The following is a 19,965-nucleotide window of genomic DNA, read 5'->3' as shown; positions in this document are numbered from 1 at the left end:
CACCCCCTTCGATCACATCTCGTTCGTGTGTTCGAAATCCAACCTAGACCACGCCCCCGACATTGGGGGTAATCTCCGGGGGTAACTGCCCTAAGTGAGCAGCTCAGCGACGTTTTTTCCGGTGGCCAACGCCACCACGAGAGCCATCCGCGCCTGGCCGGCCCGCAGGTGCCCGGCACTGACCGCGCCCAGCGACCCCAACGTCGCCCCGCCCCCGGTCCCGCCGTAGGACAGGGACACGGCACCGGCGGGAACCCGGGAGGTGATGACCACCTGCACACCCGCGGCCAGGGCAGCGGCCACGCCCGCGCCCATGTCCGGGCCGATGTTGCCGGACCCGAGGGCCTCGATGACGAGGCCGCGGGCGCCGGCGGTGACGGCGGCGTCGATAAGCGTGCGGTCGGCGCCCGGCCACGCGGCGAGCACGGGCACCCACGTCCCGGCGAGCGGGACGGGCGGCAGGCCCGCGGGGCGGCGGACCTCGCGCGGCACGGTCGACAGGAAGGCGTCGAGATCCGTCGTGTGGCGCTTGACCGCGCCGCGCGCCGGGATGGTCCAGCCTCCGAAGGCGATGAGCACGCCCTGGCACCGGGCGAGCGGGTCGGACGCCAGCCGCAGCGCGTCGATGAGGTTGCCCGGGCCGTCGGATTCGCGGTGGTCGAAGGCGCGCTGCGAGCCCGTGAGCACCACGGGGCGGTCATCGGTGTGGAAGCAGTCGAGGGCGAAGGCGGTGTCCTCCATGGAATCGGTGCCGTGGGTGACCACGACGGCGTCCCAGGTGGGGTCGGCGAGGGTCTCGTGGACCGCGCCGATGAGCCCGTCCAACTCGGAGAGCGTGATGGCGGAGGAGTCGAGGCGGGTGAGGTCGCGGACCTCGACGGAGGCGGAGACGTGTTCGGAGACGGCGTCGAGAAGCTGCTGCCCCGAGATGGTGGGGCGCAGGGCGCCGGAGGCATCGGTGGTGCAGGCGATGGTGCCGCCGGTGGTGAGCAACGCGATACGTGTCATGGGCCCAGAGTGCCACAGGAAGTGTTGTCACTTCTTCCACACGTGTACCATCAACCCAGATGCGCCCCTATCTACAGGAGAGTTTTTTCCCGTGAAGCTGAGCAAGATGACCGCGATCACCGCCGCCCTCGGCGCGGCCTGGGCCCTCGCCGCCTGCGGCAACGGCGACACCACCACCGCCACCACGACCGAGACCACCGCGACGGAGACCACCGAGACCGCTGCCGCTCCGGCGCTGCCGACCGCGGATGAGCTCAACGCCATCCTGGCCAAGGCGACCGACCCGAACGTCCCGGTCGAGGAGAAGGTCAACACCGTCCAGGGCGGCGAGCACGCCCCCGAGCTCTTCGAGGTCATGGCCGCCTCCCAGGCGGAGTCCGGCGCGCAGTTCCAGGTGGTCAACCCGGTGCTGCCGGGCTACACCCCGGATTCGGTGCTGGCGTCGGTCAACTTCATCCTCCCGGAGTCCGAGGCCCAGCCGGCCGAGAACGTCGAGTTCATCCATGAGGGTGGGACCTGGAAGCTGTCCCAGTCCTGGGCCTGCACCCTCATCACCAACACCGTCGCCCCGGAGCAGGTCCCGGCCATGTGCCTGGACTACAACCCGGCCCCGGCTGAAGAGGCCCCGGCGCAGTAACTAGTCGTCCCGGCGGCCCGGCAGGGAGAGCACCTTGCCGCGGCCGTCGGTACGCACCGCCCAGCGGCGCCGGATCCAGCGGTCATGCGTGGCCATGAGCACCGTGCCCGGGAACGTCGACAACGCCTCCTCCAGCTCCTCCGCCAGGGCGAGGGAGAGGTGGTTGGTGGGCTCGTCGAGAAGCAGGATGTCCGGCGGTGACGCCAGAATGACGCCAAGGGACACGCGGCGACGCTGGCCGAGGGAGAGTTCGCCGAGGGGGCGCGCGGCGGTCTCCTCGTTCATCAGGCCCATGTCCACCAGCGTCGGGGAGCCGGCGGGCACGTGGTCCGCGAAGATCTCCTCCGCCGTCTTGCCCAGGTCGATCCACTCGTCGTCCTGGCTGAGGCGGCCGATGACCACCTCCTCGGGGATGCGTAGCTCGCCCTCGGTGATCTCCCACTTGCCCTCGACCACCTTGAGGAACGTCGACTTACCCGCGCCGTTGGGCCCCTCGATGAGCCAGTGCTCGCCCGGGTTGATCTTGATGGTCAGCGGGCCGAGGCGGTCGCCCACCCAGATGTCCTTGGCGTAGACGGCCGGCTCACCCAGCGAGGCCGAGGTGTGCTCGGGGATGCCGTGGAAACGCAGGCGGGCGGGCGGCTTCGGCAGCTCGCCGCGCTCCAGCGCCTCGAGGCGGTTGCGCGCGGAACGCAGGCGGTTGCCCACGGTCTTGGCGGCGCGGTCGGCGTAGAACTTGTCGGAGATACGTGACTCCGACTTCGACGTCTGCTTGTGGAACACGTCCTCCGCGGTCTGCTCGGCGGCCTTCTCCAGACGCGCGCGCTCGTGCTCCTGCACGGTGTAGAGCTCCTCCCAACGACGCCGGATGTCCTCGCGGGACTCCAGGTAGTCGGTGAAGGAGCCGGTGAACACGGTGCCCTGGCGGGTGTCCTCCCCGCCGCCGCCCTCATGTCCCAGGCCGGGATCGAGGTCGACGAGGGAGTCGGCGGCCTGGTCGAGGAAGAAGCGGTCGTGGCTGGCCACGAGCACCGGGCCGGAGAACTCCGCAAGTTCCCGGATGAGGAAGTCCACGCCGTCGTCGTCGAGGTGGTTGGTCGGCTCGTCGAGGACCATCGCATCCACCGGGCGCAGCAGCAACGCGGCGAGGGCGAAACGACGGCGCTGACCACCGGACATGTCGCCCAGGCGGGTCTCCAGCGGCACGTTCGCCAGGCCCAGGCCGGCGAGCACCGTGGCAATGCGGGAGTCGAGCTCCCACACGCCCGCCTGCTCTGCCATGGCCAGCGCGGCGTCGAAGGCCTCCGCGTAGCGGTCCGGATCCTCGCCCATGAGCGCGGAGAGCTCGCCGATCTGCTTCTCGACGTCCCGTAGCTCCGCCACCGCCGCATCAATGAGCGCCGCGGCGGGGGAGGAGAAGGGCAATTGCGTCTCCTGCTCGATGAATCCGGTGGTCGGGGGAGTGGTGATCACACCGACGTCCGGCTCGAGGGACCCGGCGATGAGCTGCAGCAGCGTCGACTTGCCGGAACCGTTCTCCCCGATGAGGCCCGTGACGTGGTCGGAGGGCACCGCGAAGGTGATGTCCGTGAGAACCCGCCGGACGGAACCCGGGTACGTGAAGCTGACCCCGTCGAGCTTGAGGTGATGGGGGGAGGCCATGATGTCTCCTAACTGAAGGACAGCGACGTCGTGGAGTCCTGCACCACGCGGACGTCGGAATCAGCGCCGCCGTAGACGACGCGGGTGGTGTACGAGACGCGCCCGTCGACAGGCAGGGCGTGGCCCAGGTCGACGGTGAGCGAGCCTTCGCTCGTGGTGTTGGAGTTGAGCACGTTGAGGGGCTGGCCGTCCTCCATGGTCAGGGCGCCGAGGGCGGGGCGCTGCTGCACATCGACGTCGAGGGTGACGCGGTCTCCGGCGATCCCGGTGATGGTGTACGTCGCGGTCTGCAGCAGTGTGGATTCGCCGGTGACGCGCGTGTCCACGGACCAGGTCGCGCCCACGCCGACGGCCTCCGCCGGGAAGATGACCGGCAGGCTGAGCACCTTCATGAGGGCCTTTTCGACCAGGGCGCGGCCCTCGTCGGTGGCGCCCGTCGGAGCGGCGAGGCGCACGGTGGACACCTGGCCGTCATCCTCGCCCCGCCACCCGAGGCGGAAACCCTCGGCCGAGCGGACGTCGTCGACCAGCTCCAGGTTGTCGGGTGAGGGCTGGCCCACGCTGAATTCGACGTCGCGGGTGGCCTCGCGCTCGCCCTCGGCCGGCTCGGAGGCACCCTCGGTGGTGCCGGTGAGCGGCAGGGTGAGACGGGTGACGTCCCCGCCCGCGGGCGCCTGCACGTCCACCGAATCCGCCTGCATGAGCAGCTGGTTGAAACCGTCCGCCACCTCCACCGTCACGGACTGCTCCCCGGAGGAGGCGTAGGTGAGGACCCGCTCCGCAGTCCCCGGGGTCTGCACGGTGACGCGCGCGGCGTCGACGGGCAGGCCGACCGCGGCCTCGGTCTCCGGGCCGGTCTCCTCGGAGGTGCAGGCGGAGAGAGTCAAGGCCGTGGCGGTGACTACGGCGGCGAAGGCGCGGGGGAAATGTCGGAACAACACCCGTTCCACGCTACCGCAGGCCAGGCACCGGGTGGACCCGAAAGGCCGTGGTGGGGAATGATGGACCGCGTGAGCACGCGAGTATCGGGACCCAGTGGACGCAACGTCACCTTCATGGCGGTGATCATCCTCGCGGTGGCGGCCGTCGACCAGGCCACCAAGGCGCTCGTGCTGGCCCGCCTGGAACCGGGGGTGCCGGTGCCGCTCATCGGGGACTGGTTCCGTCTCCTCCTGCTGTTCAACCCGGGCGCGGCGTTCTCGATGGGGGAGAACTCCACCTGGTTGTTCACCACCATCCAGCTGGTCTTCGTCGTCGGTATCGCCATCGCCGCGCCGCGTATCCGGGACCGCGGCCAGGCTGCCGGCCTGGCGCTCATCGCCGGCGGCGCCCTGGGCAACCTCCTCGACCGGCTCTTCCGGGACCCGGGCTTCTGGTTCGGGCATGTCGTCGACTTCATCTCCGTGGGCCGCTTCGCGGTGTTCAACATCGCGGACTCGGCGATCTCCGTCGGCGTGGTGGTCTTCGTCGTCGCGATGTTCGTCGAGGAGCGGCGCACCAAGGCGGTGGCCGCATGAGCCGCGAAACGCGTAACCTCCCCGTCCCCGAGGGCCTGGCCGGCATGCGTGTCGACGCCGCCCTGTCCAAGCTCCTCGGCATCTCCCGCACCGTCGCGGCCGAGCTGGCCACCGACGGCGACGTGCTCGTCGACGGAGCCGCGGTGGGCAAGTCCGACCGCCTCCACGAGGGCGCCTGGCTGGAGGTGACCCTCCCGGCAGCCCCGGACCTCACTCCGCGGGAGGAGCCGGTCGAGGGCATGGACATCCTCTACGCCGACAGCGACATCATCGCCGTGCACAAGCCGGTGGGCGTGGCGGCGCACCCGACCGTCGGCTGGGAGGGCCCCACGGTGGTCGGTGGCCTGGCGGCCGCGGGCTTCCGTATCTCCACCTCCGGTCCGCCGGAGCGCAAGGGCATCGTCCAGCGCCTCGATGTCGGCACCTCCGGCGTCATGGTCGTCGCGGCCTCCGAGCGCGCGTACACCGTGCTCAAGAACGCCTTCCGCGACCGCACGGTGAAGAAGGTCTACCACGCCCTCGTCCAGGGCCACCCCGATCCCTTCACCGGCACCATCGACGCCCCCATCGGCCGGCACCCCTCCGCCGGCTGGCGTTTCGCGGTGACCACCGACGGCAAGCCGGCGGTCACCCACTACGAGACCATCGAGGCCTTCCGGGAGGCCACGCTGCTGGAGGTCAACCTCGAGACCGGGCGCACGCACCAGATCCGCGTGCACATGTCCGCCATCGGGCACCCCTGCGTCGGTGATCCCATGTACGGCTCCGATCCGGGGCTCTCCGAGCGCCTCGGCCTCATCCGCCAGTGGCTGCACGCCGTCCGCCTCGGCTTCCAGCACCCCGGCAGCGGCGAGTGGATGGAGATCGAGGCCCCCTACCCGGCCGATCTGGCCCACGCCCTGGAGGTGATCCGCGGATGATCCGCCGCAGCCTCGCCGCCCTGGCCGTCGTGGGACTCCTCGGCGTCCTGGTGCTCGCCTTCTTCGACGACGCCACCCACAAACCCGTGCCCCCGCAGGGCGACATGCTGGGCACCGAGTCCGGGGAAAGCTTCCACGCCTACTCCGAACGCGCCAGCCGATCGCTTCTCGAGGCCCCCGCCGACCAGCCCGCCTACGCCCTCGTGACCTTCACCCACGGACTCACCCCGGAGGAGGCCGGCGAAGCCCTGGCGAACGTCGAGCGCGTCAACGCGATGGTCATCGAGATGGCCGCGCCCTTCCCGCTGCCGGAGCCGATCGTCGGCGCGGACCGCGCGGATGTCTTCCAACGCGAGCTCGACCGCATCGGGTCGTCGTTGGCGGGCATCGGCAACGTCCCCGTCCCGGAGCGTATCGACGCTGCCGTCATCCGCGACAACGGAGAAGTCCTGCGGACCCTCTCGGAGAAACCCGATATCGCCACCATCGAGGTACTGCCGGCCGATGCCGCGTGGGGCCGCTTCGGGGTCCGACCCGTGGAGGTGCCCGCCACATGAAACTCATCGCCCCCACCGTCGCCCTCCACGACTCCTGGCTGCGCGCCTGGGAGGAGTGGGGGACCCTCGACCAGGACGGTGCCGCCACCCACTGGGCCCGCGATCTCGACCTGCGTGATCCGGCCGACTTCGCCACCTGGGTGGAGCGCTTGAACTCCGACGTGGTCCCCGAGGGCTACGTCGCCGACAGCAACTTCTGGATGGTCGAAGGCGACGAATACCTCGGCGCCATCCAGCTGCGCCACACCATCAACAGCCCGGCCCTCGCGGAGCTCTACGGCCACATCGGCTACGGCGTGCGCCCCTCGGCCCGCGGCCGGGGCCTGGCACGGGAGGCGCTGCGGGAGGTGCTCACCGTGGCCTACGACCTGGGACTGCACCGGGTGCTGCTGTGCTGCCGGGTAGACAACGCGGCGTCGATAAGCGTCATCCGGGCCTGCGGGGGCGTGCTCGAGCACGTCCGCCCCGTGGACGAGTTCGCCCGTTCCCACGGGGTGACTACCCCGATGTGCCAGTTCTGGCTCGAGACCGCTTCATGAGGTCAGCGACGTAGATCGCCACGGCGATCCAGATGATGATGAACCCGACCCACCGCGCCGGGGACAGATACTCCTGGGTCACGAACAGCGCCCACAACATCTGCATCGTCGGCGTCAGGTACTGGATCATGCCGATGGTGGACAGCGGCAGGCGCTTCGCCGCCATGCCGAACAGCAGCAGTGGCAGCGTGGTGACGAGCCCGGACACCAGGAGCAGCGCCGTGTGGGAGGGACCCTCCGTGAGGAAGGTGCCGTCGATGGACAGCAGGTAGAGGAGTGCCAACGGCGCGACGAGCAGCGTCTCCGCCGTCAGCGAGGCCGTGGGGGAGACCTGGACCTGCTTCTTCACCAGCCCGTAGAACGCGAAGGTGATCGCCATCCCCAGCGCCATGACCGGCGCCTGGCCGGAGAGGAAGGTCAGCTGCAGCACGCCGAGGGCGGCGACGACGACCGCGAGGGTCTGGAAACGGTTGAGCCTCTCCCGGAGGAAGACCACCCCGAGCAGCACCGAGAGCAGCGGGTTGATGAAGTAACCCAGCGCCGCATCCGCGACGTGCCCGGTGTTCACGGCCATGACGTAGATGCCCCAGTTGCCCGAGATGAGCAGGCCGGCCGCCACGAGCAGCCCCCACGTGCGTCGCGACGCCCGCCGCAGCTGCCCCCAGCCCCGGACCACGGTGAGCAGGAGGGACATGGTGACGGCCGTCCACACGATGCGGTGCGCGAGAATCTCCACCGGGCCCGCCGGAAGCAGCAGCGGGAAGAACGCCGGGAACAGCCCCCACAGCAGGTAGGCGAGCAGACCGTAGATCATGCGAGGATCCTACCCTCAAGGTGTGATCTTTTGGGTGTCAGGTGTGCTTCCCGCGTTGCTCCTGCTCACGCCACACCACGATGTCGAAGATGCGGATGAGGCTGAGATCGGCGGCCTCGTCGACCTGTGAGCGAATGCCAGCCAGGTGACGGGCGAAAGCGCCGTCATCGTGGCGGAGGACGTGGTACAGATGGGCGGTGAAATCCTGAGGATTCTTGATGCCGAGCTGCATCTTTACATACGTGTCGTAGATCGGGATGAGGTGGGGCCGCTTGCGTGCACAGAGCTTGAACACCGCCACGGGACCGAACTTCTTCCGGCGCAGCGACCAGAAGAGATCATCCCAGAGAGCCTGGAAACGTGCGAACTCATCCTCGGTGAGGTCCTCTAGGCGCAGATCTGTCCCGATCTGCCGCGGAATCGAAGTGACCTGGTCAGGATTGATGGGGAGGCGGTGACTGGTTGAGTCCCGCACTGTCCTATCAAGTGGTCCCTCCGGGCGATCCCAGTCGCTCAAATCCGTGAGCAGTGCGATCGCTTCCTGTCCTCCCGCTCTCGCATTCAGTGTGTTCAGAGAGACCAGATCATCGGAGGTGATGACATTCTCTATGTCCTCCCTGTCACCGCCCCCGCCCAGCCGGTGGAACCAGGAACCGGAGTATTCAGGCCCCTTGTGCTCAACATGGCGCATGTAGCTTTTGAGGTGCTCGACGGCCCGGGCCGTGGCATCGACGGTGAGAATCTCCGGGAGCTTCCAGCCGACGTCGTCGAAAGCAGCGGCCCAGGAGGTGGATCGGGTCATGGCCTGAGCCTAATCGAACAGGGTGGTGGAGTTGGGCGGTCTGTCAGTAGCAGCCGCTAGCATGGGTGCCAGGAGAAGGAGGAGCGCTGCCATGAGTGATGTCATCTGGGGTTTCAACCAACTCCGCGACCGTGTGGGGACGAGTACCTTCGTCCGGTCCGTGGCGGTGGTCAGCGCGTCACCTATTCCGATCTGCAGAATGTCAGAGAGGTGGCGGAGAACAGGATCGTGTCCGCTCTCACTGCGGTCCGGGCCGAGCAGATCGCGGAGGCGGAGAGACAACGCCACCGGCGTCTCATCGACATACTGTCATCCACGCCGCTCGAACCTGGTCCCGTTGACCTGCTGGTGGTGGACAGCATCAGCGAGATGGAGGGGGAGTCCCTCGCGAACCTCCGCGAACTACGACAGCGCGCGAGGGATGACGGTCACGGACTCCTCGTCATTCTCCCCGTGGACGTCACTTGTCGACCTGCATCTGGAGATCTGTCTCCCTGAGAGTGTGTCGAACCGGCCGGACCACAGGGTGATCGTCGTCCGCAAGTTCCGCCGGGGTACGGCGGGATTGCGTGCCACGGTGATGGCACAGTTCCATTACGGGCGGATGATCGAACTGGTGCCCGAGGGATACCCCGGACCGGACCCCTTCCGGATCCGGGAACCACTCAGCGACGACCTCAACTGGGTGCGCACCACCGCTTCCGGGTTGAGCAGCGTCCTCGAGTCTGAGGTCCACAGCGAGCTGGAGGGGCACCGCGGGAAGAGCGTGGACGAGCTCGGACTGTGGGAGGCGGACCTCACCGTCACTGGCGAACAATGCGACGACCCCGGCCTCTCCGACGCAGACCTCCTGGTCGGTGACGGGCAGGACCGCCAATTTCAGAGCAACTGCACGGTCCGGGACGTCGCTGTGCCCCGGGTGCTCGAGGGCCTGGTGTGGGGGACCGTTGACCACCTGGCGCAGGTCACGTCCCTCGATGTCTCGAACCTGCTGGTCGTCGACCCCCGCACCCGTATTTGACCGACTCGATACACTCTCATCCATGGCCAAGAACTCCTCCTTCGTCCACATCCACAACCACACCGAGTTCTCCATGCTCGACGGGATGGCGAAGATCGACATGCTCGCCGAGGAGGTTAAGCGGCAGGGCATGCCGGCGGTGGGTATCACCGACCACGGCAATATGTTCGGCTCCGACGCCTTCTACCGGGCGATGACGAAGGCGGACATCAAGCCGATCATCGGCATCGAGGCGTATCTCGCGCCGGAGAGCCGCTTCAACAAGAACCGCGTGCGCTGGGGTGAGCCGCACCAGAAGTCCGACGACGTCTCCGCTTCCGGCGCCTACCTGCACCAGACGATGATCGCGGAGAACGCGACCGGCCTGAAGAACCTCTTCTACCTGTCCTCGATGGCCTCCTACGAGGGCCAGCTGGGCAAGTGGCCGCGCATGGACGCGGAGCTCATCGCCGAGCGTGCCGACGGCATCATCGCCACCACCGGCTGCCCCTCCGGTGACGTGCAGACCCGCCTGCGACTGGGCCAGTTCGACCAGGCGCTGGAGGCCGCCGCCATGTGGCAGGACATCTACGGTAAGGAGAACTACTTCCTCGAGCTCATGGACCACGGCCTGCACATCGAGCAGCGCGTGCGCCGGGAGCTGCTGGAGATCGGCCAGAAGCTCGACCTGCCGCCGCTGGTGACCAACGACTGCCACTACGTCCTCGAATCCCAGGCCCAGGCGCACGAGGCGATGCTGTGCGTGCAGACCGGCAAGACGATGAACGATCCGGACCGTTTCAAGTTCGACGGCACCGGCTACTACATCAAGACCGCCGCCGAAATGCGTTCGCTTTTCGACGACGTCGTGCCCACCGGTTGCGACAACACCCTGCTCATCGCCGAGCGGGTGCAGGACTACGGGGAGATCTGGGAGTCCCATCCGCACGACCGCATGCCCATCGCCGACGTGCCCGACGGCCACACCCCGACCACCTGGCTCCACCACGAGGTGATGGAGGGTCTGCGCGAGCGCTTCAACGGCGGCGAGGTCCCGCAGGACTACATCGATCGCGCGAACTACGAGATCGAGGTCATCGACATGAAGGGGTACCCCTCGTACTTCCTCATCGTCGCCGAGATCATCAAGCACGCCCGCTCGATCGGCATCTGGGTGGGCCCGGGCCGTGGTTCGGCCGCCGGTGCGCTCGTGGCCTACGCGCTGACGATCACCAACATCGACCCGATGGAGCACGGCCTGCTCTTCGAGCGCTTCCTCAACCCCGAGCGACCGTCGGCACCCGATATCGATATCGACTTCGATGACCGCCGCCGCGGCGAGATGATCCGCTACGCCGCGGAGCGCTGGGGCGAGGACAAGATCGCCCAGGTGATCACCTTCGGCACGGTGAAGACGAAGCAGGCGCTCAAGGACTCCGCCCGCGTGCAGTTCGGGCAGCCCGGCTACCAGATGGCCGACCGCATCACCAAGGAACTGCCGCCGCCGATCATGGCGAAGGACATCCCGCTGTCCGGCATCACCGACCCCTCGCACGACCGTTACAACGAGGCGGGCGCGGTGCGCACCCTCATCGAGACCGACCCGGACGTGCGCAAGATCTACGAGACGGCCCGCGGCCTCGAGGGCGTCGTCCGCCAGGCCGGCGTCCACGCCTGCGCGGTGATCATGGCGTCCGTCCCGCTGTTGGACCACGTGCCCATGTGGAAGCGACCTGCCGACGGGGCGCTCATCACCGGCTGGGACTACCCGGCGTGTGAGAACATCGGCCTGCTGAAGATGGACTTCCTGGGTCTGCGCAACCTCACCGTCATCGGTGACGCCCTGGCGAACATCAAGAAGAACCGTGGAATCGACCTCGACCTGGAGAACCTGGCGGTCGAGGACCCCGAGACCTACGAACTCCTGGGCCGCGGTTCCACCCTCGGAGTCTTCCAGCTGGACTCCGGCGGCATGCAGGAGCTGCTCAAGCGCATGCAGCCCACCGGCTTCAACGACATCGTCGCCTCCCTGGCGCTGTACCGACCGGGCCCGATGGGTGTCAACGCCCACCTCGACTACGCGGACCGCAAGAACGGCCGCAAGCCCATCGAGCCGATCCACCCGGAACTCGGCGAGGCACTGGAGGACATCCTCGAGGAGACCTACGGCCTCATCGTGTACCAGGAGCAGATCATGCGCATCGCGCAGAAGCTGGCGAACTACACGGCCGGTGAAGCCGACGGCTTCCGTAAGGCGATGGGCAAGAAGAAGGCGGAGGTCCTGGAGAAGGAGTACGCGAAGTTCTCCGAGGGCATGATCTCCAACGGTTTCGGCAAGGAGGCCATCAAGGCGCTGTGGGACACGATCCTCCCGTTCGCCTCCTACGCCTTCAACAAGTCGCACGCCGCGGGCTACGGGCTGGTGTCCTTCTGGACGGCTTACCTCAAGGCCCACTACGCGCCCGAGTACATGGCCGCCCTGCTCACCTCCGTGGCGGACAAGAAGGACAAGTCGGCGATCTACCTGGCGGACTGCCGCCACCTCGGGCTCAAGGTGCTGCCCCCGGACGTCAACGAGTCGGAGAATGACTTCGTCGCCGTCGGTGAGGACATCCGCTTCGGGCTGGGTGCGATCCGTAACGTCGGTGCCGAGGTGGTCGAGTCGATCGTCGAGACGCGACGTACGAAGGGGACATTCGCCACCTTCTCCGACTACCTGGAGAAGATCGACCTGCTGCCCTGCAACAAGCGCATCACCGAATCGCTCATCAAGGGAGGGGCCTTCGATTCGCTCGGGCATCCCCGCAAGGGGCTCATGCTCATCCACGAGGACGCCGTGGATTCCGTCCTGGCCACGAAGAAGGCCGCCGACAAGGGGCAGTTCGACCTCTTCGCCGGTTTCGGGGGCGAGGATGCGGCGGCCGCGAGTGTCTTCACCATCGAGGTGCCGGAGGATTCCTGGGACCGCAAGCACGAGCTCGCCCTCGAGCGGGAGATGCTCGGGCTCTATGTCTCCGGCCACCCGCTCGACGGCTACGAGGAGGCCCTCGAGGCCCAGACCGACACGGCCCTGACCACCATCCTGGGTGGGGAGATGCGTCACGGCGCGGAGGTGCTCATCGGCGGCATCATCTCCGCGGTCGACCGGCGCTTCTCCAAGAAGGACGGCTCCCCGTGGGCGATCGTCACCATCGAGGACCACAACGGCGCGCAGGTGGAACTCCTCGTGTTCAACAAGGTGTATGCGCTGGTCAGCTCCTCGATCGTGGAGGACAACATCATCCTGGCCAAGGCGCACGTGTCCATCCGTGACGACCGCATGTCCCTGTTCTGCGACGATCTCAAGGTCCCTGAGCTCGGCCCCGGCAACGGTGCCGGCCTGCCGCTGCGACTGACCATGCGCACCGACCAGTGCACCATGGAGACGATCGGTCGCCTCAAGGAGGTCCTCGCGGCGAACAAGGGCGATTCCGATGTCTACCTCAAGCTGGTCAACGGAGAGGATTCGACCATGATGATCCTCGGCGAGCACCTGCGGGTCGACCGTTCCGCCTCCCTCATGGGTGACCTCAAGGCCACCCTCGGCGCAGGCATTCTCGGATGAGGTTCGCGCAGGTCGACGTCTTCTCCGCCAGCCCCTACCGGGGCAATCCGGTCGCCGTGCTTCTCGACGCCGACCATCTCAGCGAGCGCCGCATGCAGGAGATCGCCCGCTGGACGAACCTCTCCGAGACCACCTTCGTGCTCGCCCCCACCCGTCCCGAGGCCGATTACCGGGTGCGCATCTTCACGCCCTTCGGCGAGCTGCCCTTCGCCGGACACCCCACGCTCGGGACGGCGCACGCGTGGCGGGAGTACGAAGGTATCGACAAGCCCACGATCATCCAGGAGTGTGCCGCCGGGCTCATCACGGTCCGGGTCGGTGCGGAGCTGGCCTTCGCCGCACCCCCGACGTTGCGCAGCGGTCCGCTCGAGCCGGAGACCCTCGCGCGCGTCCGCGCGGCGATTGGTAGTGACATCCTCGACCATCAGTGGGTGGACAACGGCCCCGGTTGGGCGGCCGTGCAGCTGGCGGACCCGCAGGCGGTGCGGGCCGTCGACCCGGACTGGGCCGTGCTCGGCGACCTCAAGCTGGGCCTCGTCGGGCAGTACCCGGACGGTGACCTCGAGGTGCGCGCGCTTTTCGACGGCATCGAGGACCCCGTCACCGGCAGCCTCAACGCCTCAGTGGCGCAGTGGTTCTACCGCACGGGCAAGATCGACCGGGATTACACCGCGACCCAGGGGACGGGTCGCGTGGCGGTGAGCAGGGCCGGTGACCAGGTGTGGATCGGGGGCGCGACGCTCACCTGTTTCGTGGGCGAAGCAAGATAATGTATTACCATCTGGACCATGACCAACAAGATCCGGACCACCCACGTCGGCTCCCTGCCGCGCACCCCTGAACTTCTCGACGCCAACCTCCGCCGCGCCGAACGCTCCGACGAGGAGTTCCACGGGATTCTCCAGACTGCCGTCGATGAGGTCGTCCGCCGCCAGGTGGACATGGGCATCGACATCATCAACGAAGGCGAGTACGGGCACATCACCTCCGGGGCCGTCGACTACGGCGCCTGGTGGAACTACTCCTTCACCCGCCTCGGCGGCCTCACCATGACCGACGAGGACCGCTGGGCCAGCCAGGAGGCCGTGCGCTCCACCCCGGGCAACATCAAGCTCACCGCGTTCTCCGACCGCCGGGACCGCGCCCTGTTCAACGAGGCCTACGAGGACCCGGAGTCCGGCATCTTCGCTGGGCGCGCCAAGGTGGGAAACCCCAAGTTCACCGGACCCATCACCTACATCGGCCAGGATGAGGTCGACGCCGATGTCCGCCTCATGCGCACCGCCATGGATGCCGTCGGTGCGCGGGACGGCTTCGTCGCGGCCCTGTCCCCGGGGTCTGCCGCCCGCCTGAAGAACGAGTACTACGCCACCGACGACGAGGTCGTGTGGGCGTGCGCCGACGCCATGGCCCAGGAGTACAAGGCGATCACCGACGCCGGCTTCACCGTCCAGCTCGACGCCCCCGACCTCGCCGAATCCTGGGACCAGATCAATCCCGAGCCCTCCCTCGAGGACTACCGCGACTGGCTGCGTACCCGCGTCGATGCGATCAACCACTCGGTGCGTGAGATCCCCCGCGAGCTGACCCGTCTGCACATCTGCTGGGGTTCCTGGCACGGCCCGCACGTCACGGACGTCGAGTTCGGGGACATCATCGAGGAGATCCTGCGCGCCGAGGTCGGCGGCTTCTCCTTCGAGGGGGCCTCCCCGCGGCACGCCCACGAGTGGCGCGTGTGGCAGGAGCACCAGCTTCCCGCAGGCTCGCTCATCTACCCGGGCGTGATCTCCCACAGCACCAACGCCGTGGAGCACCCGCGCCTGGTGGCCGACCGCATCATCCAGTTCGCGGAGGTCGTCGGGCCGGAGAACGTCGTCGCCTCCACCGACTGCGGGCTGGGCGGACGACTCAACCACCAGATCGCCTGGGCGAAGCTGGAGTCCCTCGTCGAGGGTGCGCGGATCGCCAGCGAGGAACTGTTCTGACGCTTAGTAGCGGATACCCCACTGTGCGAGGAAGGCGCGGAGCTGATCCGTGCCGCCCGGCACGTGGGGGAGGATGATGGCGGCACCCTGGGTGGCCACGAAGCCGACCTTGAGAATGGCGCCGATGATCTCGAAGTAGAGCTGGGTCTCCTCGTCGATGACGGAGGACTGGGCCCAGCCCGGGACGCCCTCGATCGTCTCGTCGGTGGAGGACAGGGACGAGGTGGCGGACAGTGCGGCGCCCTCGGTGTCCTCAGCCTGGGCGGGGGTGACCAGGGCGGCGGTGAGGCTGGTGGCGGCGACCAGGGCGATGGCGAGACGGCGACGGATCACGAGAAGGCTCCTAGAGGTTGAATTGTCGATCGTTGATTGAATTTAGCAGTGTTGTCCGTCTCAAGCGAGGATGAGGCGCTAGGGATGAACTTGCGGAAGAGTTCGCATGAACAATGGGTGAACCTGGCCGTGAGGGATGTGTTCGGTGGGGAGAGGACTACACTGTTTCGACATGAGTGACACCCGGACTGCCGTGACCACCTTCGAGCCCGTGCGCGCCTCGGACATTCAGCTGGCGCAGGCCCGGATCTCCTCCATTATCGACGCCACCCCGCTGCAGTACTGCCCGCGCCTGTCCGAGGAGACCGGCTGCGAGGTCTACCTCAAGCGGGAGGACCTCCAGGACGTGCGTTCCTACAAGATCCGCGGCGCGTACTACGCCATCGCCAACCTCGATGATTCGCAGCGCGAGGCCGGCATCGTCGCCGCCTCCGCCGGCAACCACGCGCAGGGCGTGGCCTACGCCTGCCGCACCATGGGCATCCGCGGGCGGATCTACGTGCCGGTGCAGACGCCCAAGCAGAAGAGGGACCGCATCCTCGTCCACGGCGGGGACATGGTGGAGCTCGTCGTCACCGGCAACAGCTTCGACGAAGCCGCCGAGGCCGCCCGCACGGACGCCGCCGAGCGCGGCGCCACCGTCATCGAGCCCTTCGACGGCCGTGACACCATCATCGGCCAGGGCACCGTGGCGGCGGAGATCCTCACGCAGCTCAGCTCGATCGGTAAGTCGCTGGACACCGTGTGCGTCCCCGTCGGCGGGGCAGGTCTGCTGGCCGGAGTGGCCAGTTACCTCGCGGACATGGCGCCGCGCACCGCCATCGTCGGCATCGAACCGGCCGGCGCCCCCTCCCTGCAGGCCGCACTGCGCGCCGAAGGCCCCGTCACCCTCGACTCCGTGGACCCCTTCGTGGACGGTGCTGCCGTCAAGCGCATCGGCACCCTCACCTATGAGATCGTCGAACGCAACCAGGGCCGCATCCACGTCATGGACGTCTCCGAGGGCGCGGTGTGCACCGAGATGCTCGACCTCTACCAGAACGAGGGCATCATCAGCGAGCCCGCGGGCGCGCTGTCCGTCACCGGCCTCAAGGAAATGAAACTGCAGCCCGACTCCGTCGTCGTGTGCATCATCTCCGGGGGCAACAACGACGTCCTGCGCTACGCCGAGATCATGGAACGCTCCCTGGTCCACCGCGGCCTCAAGCACTACTTCCTGGTGAACTTCCCCCAGGAGCCGGGCCAGCTGCGGCACTTCCTCAACGACATCCTCGGACCCGACGACGACATCACTCTCTTCGAGTACCTCAAGCGCAACAACCGCGAGACGGGTGCGGCGCTCGTCGGTCTCGAGCTCGGCCGGGCCAGCGACTTCGACCCGCTCCTCGAGCGCATGAACGCCTCGCGCATCGATTGCCAGCACCTCAAGCCGAACACCCCGGAGTACGAGTACCTGGTCAACACCTAGGCGTCGGTGACGTCGAGCATGTAGTCGGCGATACCGTGCGGGTCGGCGAGGAAATCCCGCAGCGCCCGGTAGGAGGTGGTCTCCTCCACGCCGATGCCCTCGAGGAGGCCGCCGTCGGCGGTGAACTCGTAGATACGCGCGCCGGGCAGAGCCAGCAGTACGGGAGAGTGCGTGGCGATGATGAGCTGCGCCCCCGCCTCCGCGATCTGGTGCAGCTCCGCGAGCAGCGTCATCTGGCGGATGAAGGAGAGGCCGGACTCGGGCTCGTCGAGAAGAAACAGCCCCGCCCCGTGGAAGCTCTCCTGCACGATGCGGAGGACGGACTCGCCGTGGGAGAGCGCGTAGAGATCAGTGTCGTGGGTGAGGTTGAACTGGCTGGACACCCCGTAGTGGGCTTCGGCGCGCAGGAAGTGGCCGTTCATCGCGCGGGGGCCACGCAGCAGGGTAGCGGCGTGGCGCAACGGGTTCTCACGGCCGGTTATGGTCTCCCCATAGGCTCCTCCAAGGGCGTTGAAACCTGCGCTCACCGCGATGCCTTCGAGCAGCGTCGACTTGCCGACGCCGTTCTCGCCGGTGAAAAGGGTGATTGGTTGGCGGAGGTTGAGGCCGTCGCGCAGCGCCCGGAAGGCCGGGACGTTGTCGACCCAGGCCGGGGCCTGCGGGTGGAACGCGCGCCGGTATCCGTGGACGAAGTATTTCCTCATGACGTGAGGAAGGTGGCGGTGCCCACCGGGTCGGCGACAAATTCGGTGGCGGCCCGGAAAGCCTCGGTGTCCTCGAGGGCACGCTCGTGGATGCCGTCGGCGTCGATCTCGAGGATCTGCGCGCCGGGGATCGCCAGCAGGATCGGGGAGTGGGTGGCCAGGATGATCTGCGAGCCCGCATCCGCCAGGTGCCACAACCTGCCGAGCACCTCGAGCTGCCGCAGGTTCGACAGGCCGGCCTCGGGCTCGTCGAGAAAGAAGAGGCCGCCGCCGTGGAAGCGGCGCCCGATGAGGGCCAGGAGGGACTGACCGTGGCTCATCTCCAGCAGGTCGGGCAGCGGGGAATCATCCAGCCGCGCGTACCAATCCGCGAGGTTGTAGAAGGATTCGCCGCGCAGGAAGAAACCGTCCGGGGCGTTGTGGCGCCGCAGCGTGAGGTACTCGTGCAGCGGGGAGACGGAGTTGTCCTCCACCTGCATCCTCGCGTGGCGCGAACCACCCTCCGGGTTGAATCCGCTGGCCACGGCGAGGGCCTCCACAAGGGTGGATTTCCCGGCTCCGTTCTCTCCGGAGATGACCGTGATCGAGGAGGTGAACTCCAGTGGCGCGGCCTCCAGGGCACGCACGACCGGCAGCTCCCGCAGCCAGGCGGGATGGGGCGGGGCGTCGAGAAGCGCGGCGCGGAGGAACATCTACCGGCGCAGGAGCGCGAAGTCCCACGCGCCGAGGCGCGTCTCGTTGGGGCCGACTTCCGGCGCGGTGAAGGAGTAGATGAGTTCGCCGCCGTAGGGGGCGACTACGTCGGACTCCGAAAGGTTCGCCACCAGGATGACGTCCTCCCAGCCCAGGGCCAGCCAGCCGTCGCCGGTCTCGACGATGAGCTGGGAGAGGTCCGCACGCGAGAGCCCGAGCTCGCGGCGCAGGCGCAGCAGTTCGGTGTAGGCGGCGTGGATCTCCAGCTGTTCCGGCGTGAAATCCCAGTCGAGCTGCGAGGCCTCGAAGGTGGCAGGCTCGGCCGGGTCGGGCACCGCGGAGTGGTCCCACCCGGAGCGGGCGAACTCGCGCTTGCGGCCCTCGGAGGTCAGACGGTTGAGGTTGTCGTCGGTGTGCGAGCAGAAGAAGGCGAAGGGGGTCTGCGCGCCGTACTCCTCGCCCATGAACAGCATGGGGGTGTAGGGCGAGCAGAAGATGACCGCGGCCTTGAGCACCTGCTGCGCGGGGCTGAGATTCATCGAGGGCCGATCGCCGGAGGCGCGGTTGCCGGTCTGGTCGTGGGTGGTGGTGTAGGTGACCAGGCGGTGGGCGGGGATCGTGTCCACGTCGATGGGGCGGCCGTGGTGGCGGCCGCGGTAGGAGGAGTAGGTGCCGTCGAAAAAGAAGCCGCCGCGCAGGGTCTTGGCCAGGGCGTCGAGGGAGCCGAAGTCCTCGTAGTAGGCGTGGCGCTCGCCGGAGACGATGGTGTGCAGCGCATGGTGGATGTCGTCGACCCACTGCCCGGCCAGCCCGTAGCCGCCGCCGGCGCGCTCGGTGATGAGGCGGGGGTCGTTGAGGTCGGATTCGGCGATGATGGTGCGCGGCACGCCGGTGCGCGCCGTGACGTCGTCGGCGACCTCCTGGATCTGCTCGAGGATGGAGTAGGCGCCGGTGTCGTCGAGGGAGTGGACGGCGTCGAGGCGCAGGCCGTCGATGCGGTAGTCGGCGAGCCACAGGCGCACGGCGTCGAGGATGAAGGAGCGCACCTCATCGGACTGGGGGCCGGAGATGTTGACCACCTCGCCCCAGCCCGTCGAGCCGCCCGCGGTGTAGGGGCCGAACATGCCGTTGTAGTTGCCGTCGGGGCCGAAGTGGTTGTACACCACGTCGAGGATGACGCCGATCCCGGCGGCGTGCGCGGCGTCGACCAGCCGCTTGAGGCCCTCCGGACCGCCGTAAGCAGAGTGGACGGCGTGCCAGGTGACCCCGTCGTAGCCCCAGTTGCGCGCCCCGCCGAAAGGCTGGACGGGCATGAGCTCGATGGCGGTGACCCCCAGGTCCTTGAGGTAGCCGAGCTTCTCGACGACCCCGTCAAACGTCCCCTCCGGCGTGAACGTCCCCACGTGCAGCTCGTAGATGACCTGCCCCGCCAGCGGCCGGCCCGTCCAAGCGGCCTGCCACCCGAAGGCGGGGTCCGTGACCTCGGAGAGGCCGTGGACGCCGTCGGGCTGGGAGGTGCTGCGCGGGTCGGGGAGGGTGTGGGACCAGTTCTCGCCGTCGAAAAGCTCGTAGCCGTAGCGCATCCCCGGCTCCGCGACCCGGTCCGCGATCCACCAGCCGCCGGCCAAGCCCCGCATCCCGACCTCCTCCGCACCGAGTCGGAGGCGGACATCCTGGGCGAAGGGCGCCCAGACGGAGAACGGTTCATGCGCAGTCATGCAC

19 protein-coding genes are annotated in these 19,965 nt (G+C 68.0%); 10 read left to right on the top strand and 9 right to left on the bottom strand.

The window, feature by feature from the left end; translation table 11 throughout:
• Positions 1–90 precede the first annotated feature (90 nt).
• On the bottom strand, positions 91–1,008 hold the full coding sequence (locus ACFPUZ_RS01550) for an asparaginase (RefSeq protein WP_376999200.1): 918 nt from the start codon (positions 1,006–1,008) through the stop codon (positions 91–93).
• Between the two features lie 91 nt (positions 1,009–1,099).
• Here ACFPUZ_RS01550 and ACFPUZ_RS01545 point away from each other — a divergent pair, with 91 nt between their 5' ends.
• Entirely contained in the window at positions 1,100–1,645 is a 546-nt protein-coding gene (locus ACFPUZ_RS01545) for a WKL family lipoprotein (protein WP_376999198.1), read from the top strand.
• Here the strand turns inward: ACFPUZ_RS01545 and ACFPUZ_RS01540 are convergent, their stop codons facing one another.
• Both ACFPUZ_RS01540 and ACFPUZ_RS01535 read right to left on the bottom strand, forming a co-directional pair.
• On the bottom strand, positions 1,646–3,307 hold the full coding sequence (locus tag ACFPUZ_RS01540) for an ABC-F family ATP-binding cassette domain-containing protein (RefSeq protein WP_376999196.1): 1,662 nt from the start codon (positions 3,305–3,307) through the stop codon (positions 1,646–1,648).
• 8 nt (positions 3,308–3,315) lie between these two features.
• Entirely contained in the window at positions 3,316–4,248 is a 933-nt protein-coding gene (locus tag ACFPUZ_RS01535; RefSeq protein ID WP_376999194.1) for a hypothetical protein, read from the bottom strand.
• 60 nt (positions 4,249–4,308) lie between these two features.
• Between ACFPUZ_RS01535 and lspA the strand changes: the two genes are divergently transcribed.
• Genes lspA through ACFPUZ_RS01515 form a run of 4 tightly spaced genes read left to right on the top strand, consistent with a single transcriptional unit; the run spans position 4,309 to position 6,840 of the window.
• Positions 4,309–4,824 carry a signal peptidase II gene (gene lspA, locus ACFPUZ_RS01530; RefSeq protein WP_376999948.1) on the top strand — a complete coding sequence of 172 codons (516 nt, stop codon included), beginning with the start codon at positions 4,309–4,311 and terminating at the stop codon, positions 4,822–4,824.
• On the top strand, positions 4,821–5,744 hold the full coding sequence (locus ACFPUZ_RS01525; RefSeq protein WP_376999193.1) for an RluA family pseudouridine synthase: 924 nt from the start codon (positions 4,821–4,823) through the stop codon (positions 5,742–5,744). The genes lspA and ACFPUZ_RS01525 overlap by 4 nt, the downstream gene beginning before the upstream one ends.
• Positions 5,741–6,301 carry a hypothetical protein gene (locus ACFPUZ_RS01520; protein ID WP_376999191.1) on the top strand — a complete coding sequence of 187 codons (561 nt, stop codon included), beginning with the start codon at positions 5,741–5,743 and terminating at the stop codon, positions 6,299–6,301. Before ACFPUZ_RS01525 ends, ACFPUZ_RS01520 begins: the two co-directional genes overlap by 4 nt.
• Positions 6,298–6,840, top strand: a complete 543-nt coding sequence (locus tag ACFPUZ_RS01515) for a GNAT family N-acetyltransferase (protein WP_376999190.1) — start codon at positions 6,298–6,300, stop codon at positions 6,838–6,840. Before ACFPUZ_RS01520 ends, ACFPUZ_RS01515 begins: the two co-directional genes overlap by 4 nt.
• On the opposite strand, the gene rarD is transcribed toward ACFPUZ_RS01515, so the two are convergent.
• Positions 6,800–7,654 carry an EamA family transporter RarD gene (rarD, locus tag ACFPUZ_RS01510; RefSeq protein WP_376999188.1) on the bottom strand — a complete coding sequence of 285 codons (855 nt, stop codon included), beginning with the start codon at positions 7,652–7,654 and terminating at the stop codon, positions 6,800–6,802. The genes ACFPUZ_RS01515 and rarD overlap by 41 nt on opposite strands.
• A gap of 37 nt (positions 7,655–7,691) precedes the next feature.
• Entirely contained in the window at positions 7,692–8,456 is a 765-nt protein-coding gene (locus tag ACFPUZ_RS01505) for a DUF6308 family protein (RefSeq protein ID WP_376999186.1), read from the bottom strand.
• Between the two features lie 580 nt (positions 8,457–9,036).
• Here ACFPUZ_RS01505 and ACFPUZ_RS01500 point away from each other — a divergent pair.
• Genes ACFPUZ_RS01500 through ACFPUZ_RS01485 form a run of 4 tightly spaced genes read left to right on the top strand, consistent with a single transcriptional unit; the run spans position 9,037 to position 15,045 of the window.
• The gene (locus tag ACFPUZ_RS01500; RefSeq protein WP_376999184.1) at positions 9,037–9,477 is read left to right on the top strand and encodes a hypothetical protein; all 441 of its coding nucleotides are present in this window, start codon (positions 9,037–9,039) and stop codon (positions 9,475–9,477) included.
• A 22-nt stretch (positions 9,478–9,499) separates the two neighbouring features.
• Entirely contained in the window at positions 9,500–13,060 is a 3,561-nt protein-coding gene (gene dnaE, locus ACFPUZ_RS01495; RefSeq protein ID WP_376999182.1) for a DNA polymerase III subunit alpha, read from the top strand.
• A complete protein-coding gene (locus ACFPUZ_RS01490) occupies positions 13,057–13,830 on the top strand; it encodes a PhzF family phenazine biosynthesis protein (protein ID WP_376999180.1) in 774 nt (257 codons plus the stop codon). The genes dnaE and ACFPUZ_RS01490 overlap by 4 nt, the downstream gene beginning before the upstream one ends.
• A gap of 18 nt (positions 13,831–13,848) precedes the next feature.
• Positions 13,849–15,045 (top strand): cobalamin-independent methionine synthase II family protein, encoded by a 1,197-nt coding sequence (locus ACFPUZ_RS01485; protein ID WP_376999179.1) that lies wholly within the window; start codon positions 13,849–13,851, stop codon positions 15,043–15,045.
• Positions 15,046–15,048: 3 nt separating this feature from the next.
• On the opposite strand, the gene ACFPUZ_RS01480 is transcribed toward ACFPUZ_RS01485, so the two are convergent.
• Positions 15,049–15,378 carry a hypothetical protein gene (locus tag ACFPUZ_RS01480; protein ID WP_376999177.1) on the bottom strand — a complete coding sequence of 110 codons (330 nt, stop codon included), beginning with the start codon at positions 15,376–15,378 and terminating at the stop codon, positions 15,049–15,051.
• 172 nt (positions 15,379–15,550) lie between these two features.
• Here ACFPUZ_RS01480 and ilvA point away from each other — a divergent pair, with 172 nt between their 5' ends.
• Positions 15,551–16,846, top strand: a complete 1,296-nt coding sequence (gene ilvA / locus ACFPUZ_RS01475; RefSeq protein WP_376999175.1) for a threonine ammonia-lyase IlvA — start codon at positions 15,551–15,553, stop codon at positions 16,844–16,846.
• On the opposite strand, the gene ACFPUZ_RS01470 is transcribed toward ilvA, so the two are convergent.
• From ACFPUZ_RS01470 to treZ, 3 genes are read right to left on the bottom strand one after another with little or no spacing between them, the layout of a single operon-like run.
• Positions 16,843–17,550 (bottom strand): AAA family ATPase, encoded by a 708-nt coding sequence (locus ACFPUZ_RS01470; protein ID WP_376999173.1) that lies wholly within the window; start codon positions 17,548–17,550, stop codon positions 16,843–16,845. The two genes, ilvA and ACFPUZ_RS01470, sit on opposite strands and share 4 nt — an antisense overlap.
• Entirely contained in the window at positions 17,547–18,242 is a 696-nt protein-coding gene (locus ACFPUZ_RS01465; protein ID WP_376999171.1) for an AAA family ATPase, read from the bottom strand. Before ACFPUZ_RS01465 ends, ACFPUZ_RS01470 begins: the two co-directional genes overlap by 4 nt.
• Positions 18,243–19,961, bottom strand: coding sequence for a malto-oligosyltrehalose trehalohydrolase (treZ, locus tag ACFPUZ_RS01460; RefSeq protein WP_376999169.1), 1,719 nt, complete (start codon positions 19,959–19,961; stop codon positions 18,243–18,245).
• Between the last annotated feature and the right edge of the window lie 4 nt (positions 19,962–19,965).

Source organism: Corynebacterium nasicanis, assembly GCF_042658165.1.
GTDB lineage: Bacteria > Actinomycetota > Actinomycetes > Mycobacteriales > Mycobacteriaceae > Corynebacterium > Corynebacterium nasicanis.
This window is presented reverse-complemented; position numbering and strand designations above follow the sequence as displayed.

What these genes read in the sequence shown, in the direction of transcription:
- ACFPUZ_RS01550 (WP_376999200.1), bottom strand. Translation starts at nt 1,008, where the DNA reads ATGACACGTATCGCGTTGCTCACCACCGGCGGCACCATCGCCTGCACC.
- ACFPUZ_RS01540 (WP_376999196.1), bottom strand. Translation starts at nt 3,307, where the DNA reads ATGGCCTCCCCCCATCACCTCAAGCTCGACGGGGTCAGCTTCACGTAC.
- lspA (WP_376999948.1), top strand. Translation starts at nt 4,309, where the DNA reads ATGGACCGCGTGAGCACGCGAGTATCGGGACCCAGTGGACGCAACGTC.
- ACFPUZ_RS01525 (WP_376999193.1), top strand. Translation starts at nt 4,821, where the DNA reads ATGAGCCGCGAAACGCGTAACCTCCCCGTCCCCGAGGGCCTGGCCGGC.
- ACFPUZ_RS01520 (WP_376999191.1), top strand. Translation starts at nt 5,741, where the DNA reads ATGATCCGCCGCAGCCTCGCCGCCCTGGCCGTCGTGGGACTCCTCGGC.
- ACFPUZ_RS01515 (WP_376999190.1), top strand. Translation starts at nt 6,298, where the DNA reads ATGAAACTCATCGCCCCCACCGTCGCCCTCCACGACTCCTGGCTGCGC.
- rarD (WP_376999188.1), bottom strand. Translation starts at nt 7,654, where the DNA reads ATGATCTACGGTCTGCTCGCCTACCTGCTGTGGGGGCTGTTCCCGGCG.
- ACFPUZ_RS01505 (WP_376999186.1), bottom strand. Translation starts at nt 8,456, where the DNA reads ATGACCCGATCCACCTCCTGGGCCGCTGCTTTCGACGACGTCGGCTGG.
- ACFPUZ_RS01500 (WP_376999184.1), top strand. Translation starts at nt 9,037, where the DNA reads ATGGCACAGTTCCATTACGGGCGGATGATCGAACTGGTGCCCGAGGGA.
- dnaE (WP_376999182.1), top strand. Translation starts at nt 9,500, where the DNA reads ATGGCCAAGAACTCCTCCTTCGTCCACATCCACAACCACACCGAGTTC.
- ACFPUZ_RS01490 (WP_376999180.1), top strand. Translation starts at nt 13,057, where the DNA reads ATGAGGTTCGCGCAGGTCGACGTCTTCTCCGCCAGCCCCTACCGGGGC.
- ACFPUZ_RS01485 (WP_376999179.1), top strand. Translation starts at nt 13,849, where the DNA reads ATGACCAACAAGATCCGGACCACCCACGTCGGCTCCCTGCCGCGCACC.
- ilvA (WP_376999175.1), top strand. Translation starts at nt 15,551, where the DNA reads ATGAGTGACACCCGGACTGCCGTGACCACCTTCGAGCCCGTGCGCGCC.
- ACFPUZ_RS01470 (WP_376999173.1), bottom strand. Translation starts at nt 17,550, where the DNA reads ATGAGGAAATACTTCGTCCACGGATACCGGCGCGCGTTCCACCCGCAG.
- ACFPUZ_RS01465 (WP_376999171.1), bottom strand. Translation starts at nt 18,242, where the DNA reads ATGTTCCTCCGCGCCGCGCTTCTCGACGCCCCGCCCCATCCCGCCTGG.
- treZ (WP_376999169.1), bottom strand. Translation starts at nt 19,961, where the DNA reads ATGACTGCGCATGAACCGTTCTCCGTCTGGGCGCCCTTCGCCCAGGAT.